The sequence below is a fragment of the Pseudonocardia oceani genome, assembly GCF_019263585.2.
Classification (GTDB): Bacteria; Actinomycetota; Actinomycetes; order Mycobacteriales; family Pseudonocardiaceae; genus Pseudonocardia; species Pseudonocardia oceani.
Map to the genome: position 1 here is coordinate 5,892,747 of NZ_JADQDF010000001.1, position 17,218 is coordinate 5,909,964.

Annotated in this window: 17 protein-coding genes and 1 pseudogene; 10 read left to right on the forward strand and 8 right to left on the reverse strand. The window is 73.3% G+C overall.

Annotated features, from left to right (window positions below):
- Nucleotides 1-2: 2 nt before the first annotated feature.
- The 5 genes from I4I82_RS29555 to I4I82_RS29575 all read left to right on the forward strand — a co-directional run bounded on the left by I4I82_RS29555 (nucleotide 3) and on the right by I4I82_RS29575 (nucleotide 3,177).
- A complete protein-coding gene (locus tag I4I82_RS29555; protein WP_225920723.1) occupies nucleotides 3-317 on the forward strand; it encodes a DUF1918 domain-containing protein in 315 nt (104 codons plus the stop codon).
- The gene (locus I4I82_RS29560) at nucleotides 314-826 is read left to right on the forward strand and encodes a universal stress protein (protein ID WP_218593358.1); all 513 of its coding nucleotides are present in this window, start codon (nucleotides 314-316) and stop codon (nucleotides 824-826) included. The genes I4I82_RS29555 and I4I82_RS29560 overlap by 4 nt, the downstream gene beginning before the upstream one ends.
- Nucleotides 827-836: 10 nt before the next feature.
- On the forward strand, nucleotides 837-1,526 hold the full coding sequence (locus I4I82_RS29565; RefSeq protein WP_218593357.1) for a CBS domain-containing protein: 690 nt from the start codon (nucleotides 837-839) through the stop codon (nucleotides 1,524-1,526).
- Nucleotides 1,527-1,646: 120 nt separating this feature from the next.
- Nucleotides 1,647-2,543 (forward strand): universal stress protein, encoded by an 897-nt coding sequence (locus I4I82_RS29570; RefSeq protein ID WP_218593356.1) that lies wholly within the window; start codon nucleotides 1,647-1,649, stop codon nucleotides 2,541-2,543.
- Between the two features lie 52 nt (nucleotides 2,544-2,595).
- Nucleotides 2,596-3,177, forward strand: coding sequence for an Rv1733c family protein (locus I4I82_RS29575; protein ID WP_218593355.1), 582 nt, complete (start codon nucleotides 2,596-2,598; stop codon nucleotides 3,175-3,177).
- Between the two features lie 458 nt (nucleotides 3,178-3,635).
- Here the strand turns inward: I4I82_RS29575 and I4I82_RS29580 are convergent.
- Nucleotides 3,636-3,815, reverse strand: a pseudogene (locus I4I82_RS29580) (ATP-binding cassette domain-containing protein); the annotation flags it as partial.
- 141 nt (nucleotides 3,816-3,956) lie between these two features.
- Between I4I82_RS29580 and I4I82_RS29585 the strand changes: the two are divergent.
- Together I4I82_RS29585 and I4I82_RS29590 are read left to right on the forward strand one after the other, a co-directional pair.
- Nucleotides 3,957-4,367, forward strand: a complete 411-nt coding sequence (locus I4I82_RS29585; RefSeq protein ID WP_218593354.1) for a CBS domain-containing protein — start codon at nucleotides 3,957-3,959, stop codon at nucleotides 4,365-4,367.
- Between the two features lie 16 nt (nucleotides 4,368-4,383).
- Nucleotides 4,384-4,959 carry a DUF3267 domain-containing protein gene (locus I4I82_RS29590; RefSeq protein ID WP_218593353.1) on the forward strand — a complete coding sequence of 192 codons (576 nt, stop codon included), beginning with the start codon at nucleotides 4,384-4,386 and terminating at the stop codon, nucleotides 4,957-4,959.
- Nucleotides 4,960-4,980: 21 nt separating this feature from the next.
- Here the strand turns inward: I4I82_RS29590 and I4I82_RS29595 are convergent, their stop codons facing one another.
- Nucleotides 4,981-5,208: a hypothetical protein gene (locus I4I82_RS29595; RefSeq protein WP_218593352.1), complete on the reverse strand. Its 228-nt coding sequence runs from the start codon at nucleotides 5,206-5,208 to the stop codon at nucleotides 4,981-4,983.
- 224 nt (nucleotides 5,209-5,432) lie between these two features.
- On the opposite strand from I4I82_RS29595, the gene I4I82_RS29600 reads away from it, so the two are divergent.
- From I4I82_RS29600 to I4I82_RS29610, 3 genes are all read left to right on the forward strand, one after another.
- Nucleotides 5,433-6,788 (forward strand): MFS transporter, encoded by a 1,356-nt coding sequence (locus I4I82_RS29600; RefSeq protein ID WP_218593351.1) that lies wholly within the window; start codon nucleotides 5,433-5,435, stop codon nucleotides 6,786-6,788.
- Nucleotides 6,785-8,194, forward strand: coding sequence for an MFS transporter (locus tag I4I82_RS29605; RefSeq protein ID WP_218596263.1), 1,410 nt, complete (start codon nucleotides 6,785-6,787; stop codon nucleotides 8,192-8,194). The genes I4I82_RS29600 and I4I82_RS29605 overlap by 4 nt, the downstream gene beginning before the upstream one ends.
- A 148-nt stretch (nucleotides 8,195-8,342) precedes the next feature.
- Nucleotides 8,343-8,813 carry a pyridoxamine 5'-phosphate oxidase family protein gene (locus tag I4I82_RS29610; RefSeq protein ID WP_218594585.1) on the forward strand — a complete coding sequence of 157 codons (471 nt, stop codon included), beginning with the start codon at nucleotides 8,343-8,345 and terminating at the stop codon, nucleotides 8,811-8,813.
- Here I4I82_RS29610 and I4I82_RS29615 read toward each other — a convergent pair.
- From I4I82_RS29615 to I4I82_RS29640, 6 genes are all read right to left on the reverse strand, one after another.
- On the reverse strand, nucleotides 8,746-9,858 hold the full coding sequence (locus tag I4I82_RS29615; protein ID WP_218594584.1) for an ion channel: 1,113 nt from the start codon (nucleotides 9,856-9,858) through the stop codon (nucleotides 8,746-8,748). The genes I4I82_RS29610 and I4I82_RS29615 overlap by 68 nt on opposite strands.
- A 65-nt stretch (nucleotides 9,859-9,923) precedes the next feature.
- Entirely contained in the window at nucleotides 9,924-10,280 is a 357-nt protein-coding gene (locus I4I82_RS29620) for a cupin domain-containing protein (RefSeq protein ID WP_218596264.1), read from the reverse strand.
- Nucleotides 10,281-10,291: 11 nt separating this feature from the next.
- Complete coding sequence (gene narI, locus I4I82_RS29625) at nucleotides 10,292-11,038, reverse strand: respiratory nitrate reductase subunit gamma (RefSeq protein WP_218594582.1); 747 nt, start codon at nucleotides 11,036-11,038, stop codon at nucleotides 10,292-10,294.
- A complete protein-coding gene (narJ, locus tag I4I82_RS29630; RefSeq protein WP_226370319.1) occupies nucleotides 11,035-11,697 on the reverse strand; it encodes a nitrate reductase molybdenum cofactor assembly chaperone in 663 nt (220 codons plus the stop codon). Before narJ ends, narI begins: the two co-directional genes overlap by 4 nt.
- Entirely contained in the window at nucleotides 11,694-13,463 is a 1,770-nt protein-coding gene (gene narH / locus I4I82_RS29635) for a nitrate reductase subunit beta (RefSeq protein WP_218596265.1), read from the reverse strand. Before narH ends, narJ begins: the two co-directional genes overlap by 4 nt.
- Nucleotides 13,463-17,170: a nitrate reductase subunit alpha gene (locus tag I4I82_RS29640; RefSeq protein ID WP_218591885.1), complete on the reverse strand. Its 3,708-nt coding sequence runs from the start codon at nucleotides 17,168-17,170 to the stop codon at nucleotides 13,463-13,465. Before I4I82_RS29640 ends, narH begins: the two co-directional genes overlap by 1 nt.
- Nucleotides 17,171-17,218: the final 48 nt, after the last annotated feature.

The window sequence follows — 17,218 nt, forward strand, 5'->3', positions numbered from 1 at the left end:
TCATGACCACAGGGACGACACCGCGTGGGACGACATCGCGTGCACCGGCGGGGGACTGGCTGGTGGTGCCCGTTCCGCCGTTGGAGCGGGGCTGGCGCTGGGGGCGGATCGTCGAGCAGCTCGACGGGCCCGGACCCGCCCGGTTCCGGGTGCGCTGGGTGGGCAACGACCGTGACTCGGTGGTGGTTCCGCCGGCCGGGTACCGCATCGAGAGCTCGGGCCGGTGGCCGACGCCGCCGTCGAGCGCGATCGGCCTCTGGCCCCATCCCGAGGAGCACCGGGACGACCGTCCCGACGCACCGGAGCGGACGCCGTGAGCGGCCTGGTGGTGGTCGGGGTGGACGGCTCGCCCGGCGCCGTCGCGGCGCTGGAGTTCGCCCTGCGCGACGCGGCCCGTCGCGGAGCGCGGCTGCGGGTCGTGACCGCGGTGGCGCCCCCGGAGGTCTGGCCCACGGCCTACGGGCCGATCCCGGTACCCGCCTCTCCCCGGCTGCTCGACGAGATCGCGGCGGCCGCGCGGGAGTGGGTCGACGAGGCGGCGACGCGGCTGGGGCTCGGCGTCCCCGAGGACGTGGCCGTGGAGGTCGTCGCGGCCTCCGGGTCGCCGGTGTACCTCCTGCTCGACGCCGCCGGTACCGCGGACCACCTGGTGGTGGGCCATCGGGGGCGGGGAGCCGTCGCGAGCGCACTGCTCGGCTCGGTCGGGTTGGGGTGCGTGCTGCACGCGCGTTGCCCGGTGACGGTGGTGCGCCCCGTCCCGGTGCCCGGACCGGAGCTCGACCCGGTCACCGCGATGGCGGTGCCGGCTCCCGCAGGTGGAGGATGAGGAGGACCTGATGCGACGCAGCACCGTGGCCGACGTGATGACGACCGATGTCCGGTGGGTGCCCCCGGAGGCCACGTTCGTCGAGGTGGCGGACGTGCTCGCCCGGGCGGCCGTCCGGGCGGTGCCCGTGCTGGACACCGACCGGAGGCTGCTCGGGGTGGTGTCCGAGGCCGACCTGCTCGTCACGCTGGAGCGTGCCGGGACCGAGGCGCCCCGGCAGTGGTGGCGCCCCCGCCACGTGCGCCGGGGCCCGTCCACGGCGAAGGCCGGGGCGGCGACCGCGGCGGCGCTGATGACCGCCCGGGTGAGGACGGCCGCACCCGGCGACTCCGTTGCCGCGGCCGCCCGCACGATGCGCGAGCACCGCGTGTCGTGGCTGCCCGTCGTGGAGGACGGACGGGTCGTGGGCGTCCTGGGCCGGTCCGATCTGCTCGCCGTGTTCCACCGGGACGACCCCGCGATCCGGGCGGAGGTGGTGGACGAGGTGCTCGGCCGCACGCTGCTGGTGGACCCGGCGCGGGTCACGGTGAGCGTCGCCGACGGGGTCGTGACGCTGACCGGAGAGCTGGACACCCGGGCCGAGACAGAGCTCGCGTCGCACCTCGTCGAGGGCGTCGAGGGAGTGGTGTCGGTCGTGGACCTGCTGCGTTACCGGGTGGACGAGCGGCTCGCCGACGCCACCGTGCTGCCCCGCTTCTGAGGTCCCGCGCGGCGGGGGACCGAAGGCCCGTCCGGTCAGGGCGTTCGCCGCTGACGTCGCCCACCGCGCCGAAGCAGGCTGCTGAGGAGGGTTGTCATCGAGATCGAGGAGAGGTCAGTCATGAGCACTCAGCAGGCCAGGACCGTGGTCGTGGGCATCGACGGGTCGGACAGCGCGCTGCAGACGGCGCGGTGGGCGGCCGACGAGGCGGCCCGGCGCCGCTCGCGGATCCGGCTGGTGCACGCGTTCGGCTGGACCACCGAGCTCGTCGTCGGCCACCCCGGCCTCGGTGAGCAGCGTCGCGACGTCCTGCTCGACCACGCCCGCCGCCACCTGGCCGCCGCCGCGGCGGCCGCCGCCGAACGCGCGCCGGGCGTCACCGTCGAGCAGGAGCTCGTCGTCGGCCACCCGATCGCGGTCCTGGTGGCGGAGTCCCGCCACGCGGAGCTGCTGGTCATCGGTGACCGCGGGCTCGGGCGGATCGGCGGGCTGCTGCTGGGTTCGGTCGCGGAGGCGCTGGCGGCGCACGGGGAGTGCCCGGTTCTCGTGGTGCGTGGTGCGCAGCGGGAGCTGCCGGCGCCGGCACCGGTGGTCGTCGGGATCGACGGGTCGCCGGTGAGCGAGCGGGCGCTCGCGTTCGCCTACGACGAGGCGGCGCTGCGCGGCGCCCCGCTCGTGGCGGTGCACACCTGGCTCGACCTCATGGCCGACCCGGCGGTCGGGCTGCTGATGGACTGGGACGCCATCGAGGCCGAGGAGCAGGCCGTGCTGGGCGAGCGCCTCGCGGGCTGGGCCCAGAAGTACCCGGACGTCCCGGTCCGGCGCGTCGTCACGCGTGACGCGCCGGCGCACACGCTGCTGTCCGAGGCGGCGCAGGCCCAGCTCGTGGTCGTGGGCACGCGCGGTCGGGGCGGTCTCCGCGGCCTGCTGCTCGGGTCGGTCAGCCACGCGGTCCTGCACCGCAGCCCCTGCCCGGTCGCCGTCGTCCGCCCCGAGGAGATCGAGGAGCGGCGATGACCGGCGTGCCGCCTCGTCCCCGGCCCCCGTCATCGCGCCAGGAGTGGTCGCGATGACCGGGCGGCAGCAGTCCGCGCAGCGGAGCGGTGACCGGGGCCGCCGGCGGTTCACCGACGTCGTCGAGGACGTCGCGGCGTGGGTGCTCACCTCGATGGGTGCCTTCCTGCTGCTGGCGGCGGTCCTGGCGGGCTCCGCCGCGTACGGGAGCACCGTCGAGCGGGGATTGGTCGAGCGCGCCGCGCGCACGCCGGTCCAGGCGGTCCTCCTCGAGGACACACCGGTGGTCAGCGGGGCCAGGGGGACCGCTCCGAGCCTCGTCCACGCCCGGGCGAGCTGGGCCGACCCCGACGGGACGCCGCGCAGCGGGCTGGTCGAGGCGGCGCCGGCCCTGCGGGCGGGCAGCACGGTGACCATCTGGCTCGACCACGACGGGCGTGTCGTCCCCCGGCCCGTGGGGGAGGACGAGGCCGTGATCGCCGGCGGCATCGCGGCGACGGGCGTGGTGCTCCTCGGCGGCCTGGTGCTCGGAGGGTGCTGGGCCGGTGTGCGGATCGCGACCGGGCGGGTCAACTCGGCGCTGTGGGAGCAGGAGTGGGAGCAGGTCGAGCCGGAGTGGAGCGGGCGCCGCCGCTGAGCCGGCGGGCAGCCCCGGTCCTCGTCGACGACGCCCGGGGTGGTCGGGATCGTGACCGAGCCGACCAGCCCCACGGCCTTGTGCGCGCTCGACCGGCCCCTCGGCCTCCAAGGGCGCACGTCCCTGCCAGCCGGCTCGACCGGCCGCACAAGCGGACCAGGCCACGGACGGCACAGAAGCACGGCCACCGGGTTCCGCGCCGACGGCTGGCGGAGGCCCTCGGGATCGCCGTCGGCGTGACTGGGCGGAGATCCGTCGGCTGCATCGGGCCGAGGGGATGCCCTCGAGGCGATCGCGCGGGGGCTGGGGTGTTCGACGAACACGGTGAGGAGCGCCTGGCCGGCGAGGAGCCGCCGCAGTACCGGCGTGTGCCGCGGGGCCCGGTGGTCGGTGCGGTGGAGCCGCGGACCCGCACCACGACCAGGTTGCCGGGTACTCGTGATGGTCTGCGGCCACTCCCGGTACTCCCGGCCCCCCGTCTGCGGACCCAGCCCAGCACGCGCACGGCGCCGGAGGTGCGGCTCCGGTGACCATCGAGGATCTCGGTCGTCGTGGTCTTCCCGGCCCCGTTGGGGTCCCAGCAGCGCGAACACCCCGCCGTGCTCGACGGTGAAGGACAGCCCGTCCACCGCGTGCACCGACCCGCAAGCCTCGACCGGGCAGGACCTTCGCGGGAGAGGTCGGGGCCTTCCGCCCGGGCGCGGGTACGGGGCGCGGACCCAGCATGGAGTGCGGGACGGCGTCCGCCGGACCCGCCCCGGATCCCTGCAGGAGGAACGATGACCGCCCGTCTCGACAGTGCCGCGCCCACCGACGCGGTCACGGAGGTGATGTCCGTGGCACCCGCGGAGGTCGCCACCGGCGACTCGCTGCGTGTGGTCGCCGAGGAGCTGACCGCCGGCGAGATCGGTGCCGTGGTGGTCCGCGCCCGTGGCACGGTCGTCGGACTGGTCTCCGAACGCGATCTCGTCGCCGTCGTCGCCTCCGGCGGCGACGTCGAGTCGGTTCAGGCCGCCGACGTCATGAGCACCGAGCTGATCACGGTGGGTGCCGGGACCAGCATCGCCGCCACCGGTGAGGCGATGCTGGAGGCCGGGGTGCGGCACGTACTCGTGGAGCGGGACACCGGCATCGTCGGCGTGGTGTCGATCCGCGACGTGCTCGCCGTGCTGCTCGCCGGTGCCCGGTGACGGGCGCGGTGGGCGCGTGTCCGCCCGAGTCGCGGCCCCCGTCGTGACCGCCCCTCCGGCGGACCACCGACTCCACGCGGAGCTCGACCTCAAGGAGGGGAAGGCGGCCACCACGGTGCAGGTGGTCTTCGCCCTCGTCGCCGGCGCCATGGTGGGTCTGGCATTCGTGATCGACCTCCCGACCGGCGGTTGGGGTGTCTGGACGACCGCCGCGGTGACGGCCATCGCGTGCCTGCTCTACACGGCCGTGCACGAACTCACCCACAGCGCGGTCCTGTGGGCGGTCTCGGGCGTCCGTCCGAGCGTCGCCCTGCGGTTGCCCTACCTCGTCACCGGGAACCGGGCCTACCTCGACAGGAGGGCGTTCGTCGTCGTCGCGCTCGCGCCGGCCGTGCTCTGGGGCGCCGTGCTGATCGTCCTGCTGCTCACCGTGGCGCCGCAGTTCCTCCTCACCCTCTACGTGGTCACGGCACTGAACTTCGCGAGCTCGGCAGGGGACTACTACCAGGCCTGCGTCGTCGCGAGGCTCCCCCGATCGGCCCTGATCCAGGACGACGGGACGACGACGAGGGTCTACCTCCCGGCCGTCTGAGAGCGCTGCCGGGTGCGGGCGCTACCGGCGGGCGGAGGGTGCCGACCGCAGGCGCTCGCGGGCCAGCCGCTCCACCAGCTCGGGCAGCGCGCCCTCGGGGACCCCGGCGAGGTCGCGGCGGGCGCGCTGCACGGTCCGGCGCAGCGTGCGGGGGCGGACCCGGCCGTCGAACTCGACGGTCAGGCGCCGCACCGCACCGGTGACCGGGCCGGCGCTGTGGGGGAGCTGCGGGGTGTGGCGGTCCTGCATGCGCACCACCCTGCCCGTCCCGGACGGCGGGCGGCAGGGCCGAAGGTCACGCGCTGACCGGACCCGGGGCTGCGGTGCGCCTGTCGCGTGCGGAGCCTCCCGGTGACCTTCGGGAGGGGGGTCGGGCCGTTGGTCCCTGTCGACGCCGGGTGGGCGCCACCGACGATCGGACCACGACGGCGGCCCCACCGGGCTCGCCCACCGACCACGACCCGGAGACACCGATGTCCACACGGCTGAGCCCCGCGCCGGTCGCCGCCACCCCCGCCCGGGCACCCGAACCACCCGGGGCCCGGAGGGTGCTGGTCCTGTCCACCGTCGCGTTCACGCTGATGTTCGCGGCCTGGCTCATGTTCGGGGTGCTGGGCATCCCGATCCAGCAGGAGTTCGGGCTGACCGACGTGCAGCTGTCCTGGCTGTCCGCGGTGGCGATCCTCAACGGGTCGCTCTGGCGGCTGCCGGCGGGCATCGTCGCCGACCGCCTCGGCGGGCGGGTGGTGTTCACCGCGATGCTCGTGGCGACGGCCGTGTTCGCGCTCCTCGTCTCGATGGCCGGGAGCTACGGGATGCTGCTCCTGCTCGCGTTCCTGGTCGGCTTCGCCGGCAACGGCTTCTCCGCCGGGATCGCCTGGAACTCCGCCTGGTACCCCCGGGAGCGGCAGGGTTTCGCGCTCGGCGTCTTCGGTGCGGGCAACGTCGGGGCCTCGGTCACGAAGTTCATCGGGCCCGCGCTGATCGCGGCGACGGCCGGCAGCACGTACTTCGGCGTCGTCGAGGGCGGCTGGCGCCTGGTGCCGGTCCTCTACGCGGTGCTGCTGCTCGTGGTGGCGGTGCTGCTGTGGACGCTGACCCCGCGCCAGGACCGCACGCCGGGCCGCGGCCGGACGCTGCGCCAGGAACTGGTGCCGCTGCGCCAGGCGCGGGTGTGGCGGTTCAGCCTCTACTACGTCGCGGTGTTCGGCGCCTACGTCGCACTGGCGGCCTGGCTGCCGAAGTACTACACCGCCAACTTCGGCCTCTCGCTGGGTGTGGCGGCGCTGCTGACCGCGCTGTTCATCTTCCCCGCGAGCCTGCTGCGCCCGCTCGGCGGCTGGTTCTCCGACCGGTTCGGCGCCCGCCGCGTCATGTACTGGACCTTCGGGATCATGCTGGCGGCCACGTTCCTGCTCAGCATGCCCAACGGCCACATCGTCGTGCAGCCGGGCGACCGCGAGGTCCTGCCCTACGAGCTGGGCGTCGTGCCCTTCACGGCGCTGGTGTTCCTGCTCGGCTGCGCCATGGGCATCGGCAAGGCCGCGGTGTACAAGCACATCCCCGAGTACTTCCCGGACGAGGTCGGCTCCGTCGGCGGCCTGGTGGGCATGCTCGGCGGCCTCGGCGGCTTCTTCCTCCCGCCGCTGTTCGCCTACGCCACCGGCTGGACGGGCCTGCCCTCGGCCACCTTCTTCGTCCTGTTCCTGCTCACGGCCGTGTGCGCCGTCTGGATGCACCGCACCGTCGTCCGGATGCTGCAGACGCACTCGCCGGAGCTGGCCGACCACTTCGAGACCCCGCGAGCCCAGGAGGTATCTGCGCGATGAGCACCGACCCCATGACGAGGACCCGGACCGGCGGCGAGTGGCTGCAGGCGTGGGACCCCGAGGACGAGCGGACCTGGGACCGGGCGCTGGCCTGGCGGACCCTGTCGGTCACGACCTTCACCCTGACCCTGGCGTTCGCGTCCTGGTTCATCGCCAGCGCGATCGCCCCCAAACTGACCAACCTCGGGTTCGACCTGAGCACCAACCAGCTCTACTGGCTGGTCGCGGTGCCCGGGCTGTCGGCCGGGATCCTGCGGCTGGTCTGGATGGTGCTGCCACCGGTCCTGGGCACCCGCAAGCTCGTCACGCTGACGACGCTGCTCCTGCTGGTGCCCCTGGTCGGCTGGGCGATCGCGGTGCAGGACCCGAGCACCTCCTACACCTGGCTGCTGGCGCTCGCGTTCATGTCCGGCATCGGGGGCGGCGCGTTCTCCGGGTTCATGCCGAGCACCTCCTACTTCTTCCCGCGACGCATGCAGGGCACCGCGCTGGGCCTGCAGGCCGGGATCGGCAACTTCGGCGTGTCGCTGGTGCAGTTCGTGACCCCGTGGGTCATCGGGTTCTCGATGGTCGGCTTCCTCGGCGCCGCGCAGACCGAGACCTTCCCCGGCCGGGCGCCCGCGGACGTCTGGTACCAGAACGCGGCATGGGTCTACGTGCCGTTCGTCCTGATCGGTGCGTTCCTGGCCTGGACGATGCTGAAGAGCGTCCCGGTGACGACCACCGTCCGGCAGCAGTTCGACATCTTCCGCAACCAGGACACCTGGTGGATGACGCTGCTCTACATCATGACCTTCGGTACGTTCGCCGGTCTGTCCGGCCAGTTCGGCCTGCTGATCAAGAACCTGTACGGCGGCGGGAACGCCGAGATCGCGACGCGGCTCGCGGACGGCACGACGCAGGTCCTCGTGGCCGGCTACGGCATTCCCGACCCGGTCGCCTACGCCTTCCTCGGTCCGCTCGTCGGCGCGGCCGCGCGCGTGCTGTTCAGCCCGCTCACCGACCGGTTCGGCGGCGCGCCGTGGACACTGGTCAGCGGTATCGGCATCCTGGCCTCGGTGATCTTCACCAGCACCACGCTGTCGCCGGACGTCACGGTCGGGGCGGCCGGGCTGCAGAGCCAGTTCACCGGGTTCGTGCTGGGGATGCTGGCGATCTTCCTGTTCACCGGGATCGGCAACGCCTCGACGTTCAAGCAGATGCCGATGATCTTCGAGCGCCGCCAGGCCGGTGGCGTGATCGGGTGGACCGCCGCGATCGCCGCGTTCGGGCCGTTCTTCTTCGGGGTCGGCCTGACGCTCATGGAGCCCGAGACCTTCTACTACATCGGCGCCGCGTTCGCGGTGCTCTGCATCGCGGTCACCTGGGTCCGCTACGCGCGGCCGGGGGCGCCCAGGCCGTCCTGAGCCCCGCCGCCCGATCCCGCACCCCCGCCCCGGATCCCCGGAGCGGGGGTGCGCCCGTGCCGCCCCGGTGACCGGTCCGGGACCGGTGCCGCACCGCACGGGACTTCCGGCCCTGCTGCCGTCCGGCCCCGGCGTCCATGCTGGTGGCATGCGTCATGACATCGGTGCCGAGGTGCCGGGAGAGGCCGGGTTCCGGGCTCTCGACCGCCTCGCGTGCCTGCACCTGCTGCGCGGGCGCGTGGTCGGTCGCGTCGTCTTCACCGACGGCGCGCTGCCGGCGGCCCAGCCCGTCAACTACGTCCTCGACGGCGAGGAGGTGCTGTTCCGCACCGCCAGCACCGGCAAGGTGGCCGCCGCGACGCGGGGCGCCGTCGTCGCGTTCCAGGTCGACGACATCGATCCGGTGGCACGGACCGGCTGGAGCGTCCTCGGCGTCGGCGAGGCCTACGAGGTGGTCGATCCGCAGCGGCTCGCCGAGCTGTCGGGACTGGGCCTGGACACCTGGGTGCCGCTGGCATCGGACCACGTCGTGTGCATCCCACTGCAGGTCCTCACGGGCCGGGAGCTGCTCCGCGTCCCGGCGGCTCCGGCCCCACCGATGAGCGAGGCGCAGGGGTGAGGCGACACCCCCGCGAGCGGGCAGGCCGCAGCTCCGCCTCGTCGATCCGCCGGCCGGCGAGGTAGTAGAGCGTCGCCGCGGGCCCGACCGGCGTGTCCCAGCCGGGGCTCACGACGACCTCTCCGCCGGTGCGCACGGCGATCAGCGTGGCGCCGAAGCGCCTGCCGAACTGCGTCTGGCACTCGCCGAACGTGCGGTCCGCGAGCTCGGGGGGAACCCGGACCGAGTAGGTGTTGCCCTGCCCGCCGCTGCTCATCAGGTCGGCGTAGACCTCGGTGATGCCGGGGTCGAGGGCCTCGTCGGTCACCAGGTTCGGCATGTGCCACTGCACGCACTGGATCGCCGGGTCGATGTAGCGCAGCTGCTCGCGGCGCGTCAGGTCGCGCAGCGCGACGACGAGGTGGGCGCCGGGACCCGCGTGGTCGGCCGCGAGGGCGATGGCCAGGCTCTCGTTGTCGTCGTGGCCGTCGACGATCACGGTCGCGGCACGGGCCACGCTCGCGCGCGTCATCACGTCCGGGCCGGTCAGGTCCCCCCGCACGAACTGGACGTGCGCCCGCTCGGGCACCGGGTGCTCGGTCACGTCGTCGGCCGCGCACAGCACGAGCGGCCGGTCCCGCTCCACGCACAGCTCGTCGATCATGCGCTCGGTGCGCCCGGCCAGGTACCCGAGGATGACCGTGTGACCTGCGGCGTCGATCTGCGCGAGTCCCTTCATCCGCCTCCCCCTCAGGATTTGGAGGTGCGATCCCAGCCGGGTGAACAGGATCGTCAGTGTGACGATGCCCCCGACGATGACGTAACCGCCCATGACGTACCCGAGCGGGGTCGTCGGGTAGTGGTCGCCGTACCCCACGGTCGCGGCGGTGACGAGGAACCACCACCAGTACACCTCGGGCCGGGCGATCGGGTTGTCGGCCGGCTCGGCCCACCACATCCCGACCCAGCTGGTCGCGAACACCACCCCGACGACGAGGAGCGGGAGCCGCCACCCGCGCAGCCGCGTGCTCGCCACGGCCAGCAGGCGATAGAGGAAGATCGGCATGTCGGTACCTCGGAGGACACCTCGGTGCGGGCGGCACGAGCTCGGGCGGAGGGGTGACGGTGGCGTCAGCCCGCGGGCGGGGCGCCGCGCCCCGGCTGCTTCACCACGGTGAGCAGCACGGCGGAGTCCACCACCGCCTCCAGCCGGTGCGACCGGGGCGGGACGACGAGCAGGTCGCCGTGGCGCCCCTCCCACTCGGTGTCGCCGGCGACCAGCCGCACCCGGCCGTGCAGCACCTGCACGGTGGCCTCGCCCGGGTTCTCGTGCTCGGCCAGCTCCTGCCCCGCGCACAGGGCGATGACCGTCTGGCGCAGGAGGTGGTCGTGCCCGCCGACGGCCGTGCGGGCGGCGCGGCCGGCCGGGGCCCGGCCCGCCGCCTCGAGCTGCTCGCGGGCCGGGGCGTCGAGGGAGAGCTTCTGCACGATGACTCCGGTCAGCGTCGGGGGCCGGGGGTGGTGTCGCGCTCCCACCCGCGCCGGGGGGCGCGGGACGCGGTGCCGCCGGTGCGGGACCGGTAGACGACGTAGGGGCGGAAAAGGTAGCCGACCGGCGCGGTGAAGGCGTGCACCAGCCGGGTGAACGGCCAGATCGCGAACAGGGCCAGCCCGATGAGGGTGTGCAGCTGGAAGGCGAGCCCGGAGTGGGCCATGGCCTCGATGTCGGGCTGCAGGACGAACAGCGAGCGGAACCAGGGCGACACGGTGAGCCGGTAGTTGTGCTCCTCCCCGCCCGCCGCGCCGAGCAGGGTCGTGGCCAGCCCGGCGACGATGGCCGCGACCAGCACCGCGTACATCAGCTTGTCGTTCTTCGTGGTCGCCGAGAAGACCGGCCCGGTGGTGCGCCTACGGTAGACCAGGATGCCGACGCCGACCAGCGTGCAGAACCCGGCGATCGCCCCGAGGAAGAGCGCCTGGACGTGGTAGGCCTCCTGCGAGAGGCCCGCCGCGTCGGTCCAGCTCTTCGGGACCACCAGCCCGATGACGTGTCCGATGATCACCACGAGCAGGCCGAAGTGGAACAGCGGGCTGCCGATCCGCAGCAGCCGGGACTCGTGCAGCTCCGAACTGCGGGTGGTCCAGCCGAACTTGTCGTAGCGGTAGCGCCACACGGTGCCGCCGACGAGGACCGCGATCACCACGTAGGGCAGCACGCCCCACAGCAGGACGTCCAGGGTGGTCATCGGGTCGCTCCGATCTCGGCGTCCGGGGTCCGGTCGTGCGGGGTGCGGGCGGTCGGGAAGGGCAGCAGCTCGAGGCCGACCTGCTCGCGGGGCGGGCCGTTGCGGGCAAGGGCCTTGGCCGCGGCGACGTCGGCGGGGGAGGGCCCGGGCAGCAGCGCGCACACCGCCTCGACGGCCGCGGCGTAGGGCGTGCCCGCGTCGACCAGCGCCAGGCGCAGCAGCTCGATCCCGGCGCGGTGCTCCTGCAGCAGCGCGAGACCGTCGGCCAGGTCGGCGGTGGCCGCGTACTCGAGCACGGCGGGCAGGAAGTCGGGCAGCTCGGGGCTGTCCCACTCCACCCCGGCCGCCCGGTAGCGGGCCTTGAGCGCGGCGAGCGCGCTCCCGCGGCGGCGGGTCTCCCCGTCGGTCCACCAGGTCAGGTAGAGGCAGCAGCGGCGCCGCGTGTCGAACACGCTCACGTAGTGCCGGCCGAGCTCGCCGGGTGCGGCCTGCTGCGCGTGGTCGAGGAACGCCGTAAGCCGACTGCGGGGCTCGCCCGGCGGCAGCCCGTCGACGGTGCGCCGGACCAGCGGCAGCGTCGCGAGGACGCTGTCGTCGGGGTACTGCAGGCACACCGACGCCGCCTGCAGCACGGCGGCGTGGACCCGCGCGCCGCTCACGATCGCCCCCCCGACTCCCCGACCCCACCCAAACGAACGGCACGTTCGTCCGACGGGTCCGTACGAACGTCCCGTTCGTTCGGGGTGGTGAGGGTTCGCGGGGGCGGGAACATCCCGGGTGGGCGTCCCTTGCCGTCCCAGTTGAGCAGGTTGACCCGAGCCCCGCGCTCGCCGGGGTCGGCGAGGGAGTCGCTGGTCTGGCGGTCGCGAAGGGCGTGGAAGGTCTCGACCGACACCGGCGTGGCCCGGCCGGACGCCTCGCCGAAGGGCCCGCTCCCGGCGGCCATCCCCGGCCCGCCGTCGACGTCGAGGCTGCAGCCGATCTCCTCGAGGTGGTGCGCCTGGGCCTCGTAGGCGGTGGGGATGACGTAGCGCTCCTCGTACTTGGCGATCGCCAGCAACCGGTACATCTCCAGGACCTGCGCCCCGGTCATGCCCACCGCCGCGGCGGCGGACTCGTCGCGGGGCCGGTCCAGGGTGACGTCGCGCATGTAGGAGCGCATGGCCGCGAGCTTCTGCAGCACCCCGCGCACCGGCTCGGGATCGCCCGCGGTGAACAGCTCGGCGAGGTACTCGACGGGGATGCGCAGGGCGTCGATCGCGCCGAACAGGTTGCCGGCGTCCTCGCCGTCGTGCCCGGTCTCCGCGAGCCGGTCGACCACCGGGGACAGCGGCGGGATGTACCAGACCATGGGCATCGTCCGGAACTCCGGATGCAGCGGCAGCGCCACCCGGTACTCCTTGGCCAGCTTGTACACCGGGGAGCGCCGCGCCGCCTCCAGCCAGTCCTCGGCGATGCCCTCGCGGCGCGCGGCCGCGATCACCTCCGGGTCGTGCGGGTCGAGCAGCAGGTCGAGCTGCGCGGAGTAGAGGTCCTTCTCGTCCTCCACCGACGCCGCCTCGGTGACCCGGTCGGCGTCGTAGAGGAACAGCCCGATGTAGCGCAGCCGCCCCACACAGGTCTCGCTGCACACGGTGGGCAGCCCGACCTCCACCCGGGGGTAGCAGAACGTGCACTTCTCGGCCTTGCCGGTGCGGTGGTTGAAGTACACCTTCTTGTAGGGGCAGCCGGTGACGCACATCCGCCAGCCGCGGCACTGGTCCTGGTCGACCAGCACGATGCCGTCCTCGGCGCGCTTGTACATCGCCCCCGACGGGCAGGACGCCACACACGACGGGTTGAGGCAGTGCTCGCAGATCCGCGGCAGGTAGAACATGAAGGCCCGCTCGAAGTCGAACCTGACCTTGTCCTCGGACTCGCGGCGCAGCGACTCCCGGTTGAGGCGCTCGACGATGGGGTCGTGCGGCCCGTGCTCGGGGGCGCCACCGAGGTCGTCGTCCCAGTTGGCGCTCCACTCCACCGCCATGGGCCGGCCCGACAGCAGCGACGTGGGCTGCGCGACCGGGAAGTCGTCCCCCAGCGGGGCGTCGGTGAGCGTCTCGTAGTCGTAGGTCCACGGCTCGTAGTAGTCGCGGATGTTCGGCAGCACCGGATTGGCGAAGATCGTCAGCAGCTTGCTCCAGCGGCCACCCGCCTTGAGCGCCAGGCGGCCGCGCCGGTTGCGCACCCAGCCGCCCTTCCACTGCTCCTGGTCCTGGTAGCGCCGCGGGTAGCCCTGCCCCGGGCGGGTCTCGACGTTGTTGAACCACACGTACTCGACGCCGCTGCGGTTGGTCCACGCCTGCTTGCAGGTGACCGAGCAGGTGTGGCACCCGATGCACTTGTCGAGGTTCATCACCATGCCCATCTGGGCCATGACACGCATCAGTACTCCACTCGCTGGCTGGCGCGCCGCCGGACGACGGTCACCTCGTCACGCTGGTTCCCGGTCGGGCCGAGGTAGTTGAAGGCGAAGGACAACTGGGCGTAGCCCCCGACCAGGTGGGTCGGCTTGACCAGGATCCGGGTCGCCGAGTTGTGGATCCCGCCGCGGCGGCCGGTCGCCTCGGACTTCGGCACGTTCACCACCCGTTCCTGGGCGTGGTAGACGAACACCGCCCCGGGCCGCATCCGGTGGGTGACGATCGCCCGGATGACGAGCACGCCGTTGCGGTTGACCAGCTCGACCCAGTCGTTGTCGCGCACGCCGATCGCGGCCGCGTCCTCCTGGCTCATCCAGACCACCGGCCCGCCGCGCGAGAGCGACAGCATGAGCAGGTTGTCCTGGTACTCCGAGTGGATCGACCACTTCGAGTGCGGGGTCAGGTACCGGACCGCCACCGACCTTCCGTCCGCACCCAGCTCGCCCGGCTCGGGCTCGCCGAAGAGGCGGTGCATGTTCAGCGGGGCCCGGTAGACCGGGAGTGTCTCGCCGAACTCGTGCATCCAGTCGTGGTCGAGCAGGAAGTGCATGCGACCGGTCAGGGTGTGCCAGGGCTTCGCCCGCTCGACGTTGACGGTGAACGGGGCGTAGCGGCGGCCGCCGGTCTCGCTGCCCGACCACTCCGGGCTCGTGATCACCGGCACCGGCCGCGCCTGGGTGTCGGCGAAGGAGATCCGCTTCTCCTCGCTGCCCTCGGCCAGGTCGGCGAGATGGGTGCCCGTGCGGCGCTCCAGCTCGCGGAAGCCCTGGACGGCGAGCCGGCCGTTGGTCGTCGCGGACAGCGCGAGGATCGCCTCGGCCATCTTCGCGTCGGTGTCCAGCGCCGGGCGCCCGTCGCCGGCGCCGGCGCCGCCGAGCATCACCCCGTTCTTCGCCGCCAGGTGCGCGACCTCCTCGTCGGGCCGGTAGGTCACCGCCTTGGTCGTCACGCCGAGCCGGTCGACCAGGGGGCCCAGGCTCGCCATCTTGTCGGCGATCGCGGTGTAGTCCCGCTCGACGACCACGAAGTTCGGCATGGTCCGGCCCGGCACGGGCTCGCACTCGCCCGCGCGCCAGTCGAGCACGCGCCCACCCGGCTGGGCGGTCTCGCCCGGCGTGTCGTGCTGCAGCGGCACGGCCACGAGGTCGTGGCGCACGCCGAGGTGGGTCCGGGCGAGCTCGCTGAAGCGGCGGCCGATCGCGTGGAAGGCGTCGAAGTCGGTGCGCGTCTCGAACGGCGGGTCGATCGCCGGGGTGAAGGCGTGCACGAAGGGGTGCATGTCGGTGGTGTTGAGGTCGTGCTTCTCGTACCAGGTGGCGGCGGGCAGCACGACGTCGGCGAGCAGGGTCGAGCTCGTCATGCGGAAGTCCAGCGCCAGCAGCATGTCGAGCTTGCCCTCGGGGGGCTCCTCGTCGCGCCAGGCGACGTCGCGCGGCCTGGCGTCCTGCGGCGTCTGCTCGGCCATCAGGTTGTTGTGGGTGCCCAGCAGGTGCTTGAGGAAGTACTCGTCGCCCTTGGCCGAGGAGCCGAGCAGGTTCGCCCGCCACAGCGTCAGGCAGCGAGGCCAGTTCTCCGGGGCGTCCGGGTCGTCGATGGCGAACTTCAGCTCCCCGTCGCGCAGCTTCCCGGCCACGTGGGCGGCGACGTCGCCACCCGCTGCCAGCGCCTCGTCGGCGACGTCGAGCGGGTTGCGGTCGAACTGGGGGTAGGAGGGCATCCAGCCCAGCCGCGCCGACAGCGCGATCGTGTCGATCGTGTGCATGCCCGCGAGCTTCCCCTCCGCGAGCGGCGAGGCCAGCGCGTCGGCGCGGTAGCCGTCGTAGCGCCACTGGTCGGTGTGGGTGTACCAGTACGCCGTGCCGATCATCTGGCGCGGCGGGCGCTGCCAGTCGGTCGCCATCGCCATCGTCGCCCACCCGGTGGCCGGGCGGCACTTCTCCTGTCCGACGTAGTGCGCCCAGCCGCCGCCGTTGCGGCCCATCGAGCCGGTGAGCAGCAGCAGCGACAGGATCGCCCGGTAGGTGGCGTCGCCGTGGAACCACTGGCAGATCCCGGCGCCCATGATGATCATGGTCTTGCCGCCGGACTCCTCGGAGTTGCGCGCCATCTCGCGCGCCACGCGGGTGACCTGCTCGGCCGGGACCGAGGTGATCGACTCCTGCCAGGCCGGCGTGTACGGCTGCGTCGCGTCGTCGTACCCGGTCGGCCAGACGCCGGGCAGGCCGTCGCGGTGCACGCCGTACTGGGCGAGCATCAGGTCGAACACGGTGGTGACGAGCTTCCCCGCGACCCGGCGGACCGGGACGCCTCGGCGCAGCACGCCCCCGGTGCCGTCGACGGCGTCGAACCGGGGGAGCAGCACCTCGGCGGCGTCGTCACCGAGCAGGCTCAGCTGCGGGGCGACGTCGCCCAGCTCGAGGTTCCAGCGCCCCTCGCCGGACTCGGTGTGCCGGAAGCCCAGCGACCCGTTCGGCACGACCGGCTCGCCGGTGCGCCCGTCGACGAGCACGGTCTTCCACTCCGCGCCCTCGCCCGCGTCGCCGAGGTCGGCGGCGGTGAGGAACTTGCCCGGGACGTGGGCGCCGTCGCGTTCGTCCAGGGTCACCAGGAACGGCAGGTCGGTGTAGCGCTGCACGTAGTCGACGAAGAACGGCACCCGCCGGTCGACGAAGAACTCCTTCAGCATCACGTGGCCCATGGCCATCGCCATGGCACCGTCGGTGCCCGGCTGCGCGGGCAGCCACGTGTCGGCGAACTTCGTGTTGTCGGCGTAGTCGGGGGAGACCACCACGACCTTCTGGCCCTTGTAGCGGGCCTCGGCCATCCAGTGCGCGTCGGGCGTGCGGGTGACCGGCACGTTCGAGCCCCACATGAGCAGGTAGGACGCGTTCCACCAGTCCCCGGACTCCGGGACGTCGGTCTGGTCGCCGAAGACCTGCGGGGAGGCGACCGGCAGGTCGGCGTACCAGTCGTAGAACGAGGTCATGGCGCCGCCGACCAGCTCGATGAACCGCGAGCCCGCCGCGTGGCTGACCATCGACATCGCCGGGATCGGGGAGAAGCCCGCGATCCGGTCGGGGCCGTGGACCTTGGCCGTGTGCACGTGCGCGGCGGCGACCATCTCGACGGCCTCGTCCCACGACACCCGCACGTGCCCGCCCTTGCCCCTGGCCCGCTGGTAGCTGCGCCGCTTCTCGGGGTCGGACACCACGTCGGCCCAGGCGAGCACCGGGTCGCCCAGCCGGGCCTTCGCCGCGCGGTAGTGCTCCACCAGCACACCGCGGGCGTAGGGGTAGCGGATCCGGGTCGGCGAGTAGGTGTACCAGGAGAACGCCGCACCGCGCGGGCAGCCGCGCGGCTCGTACTCCGGGGAGTCCGGGCCGACCGAGGGGTAGTCGGTCTGCTGGGTCTCCCAGGTGATGATCCCGTCCTTGACGTAGACCTTCCACGAGCACGACCCCGTGCAGTTCACCCCGTGCGTGGAGCGGACCACCTTGTCGTGGCTCCAGCGGTCCCGGTAGAAGGCGTCGCCGTCGCGCCCGCCCTCCCGGTACACGGCCCGCAGGTCCGGCGAGGTCTGCCGCCGGGTGAAGAACCGTCCCGTCCGCAGCAGCGCGTCGGCGGCCGGTCCGTCCGTCCCGTGCTGCCCCTGCCCGGCGTCGATCGCCATCGGCGTCCTTCCGTCGTGGGTGCTGCGGTCATCGTCGGTTGCTCCGCA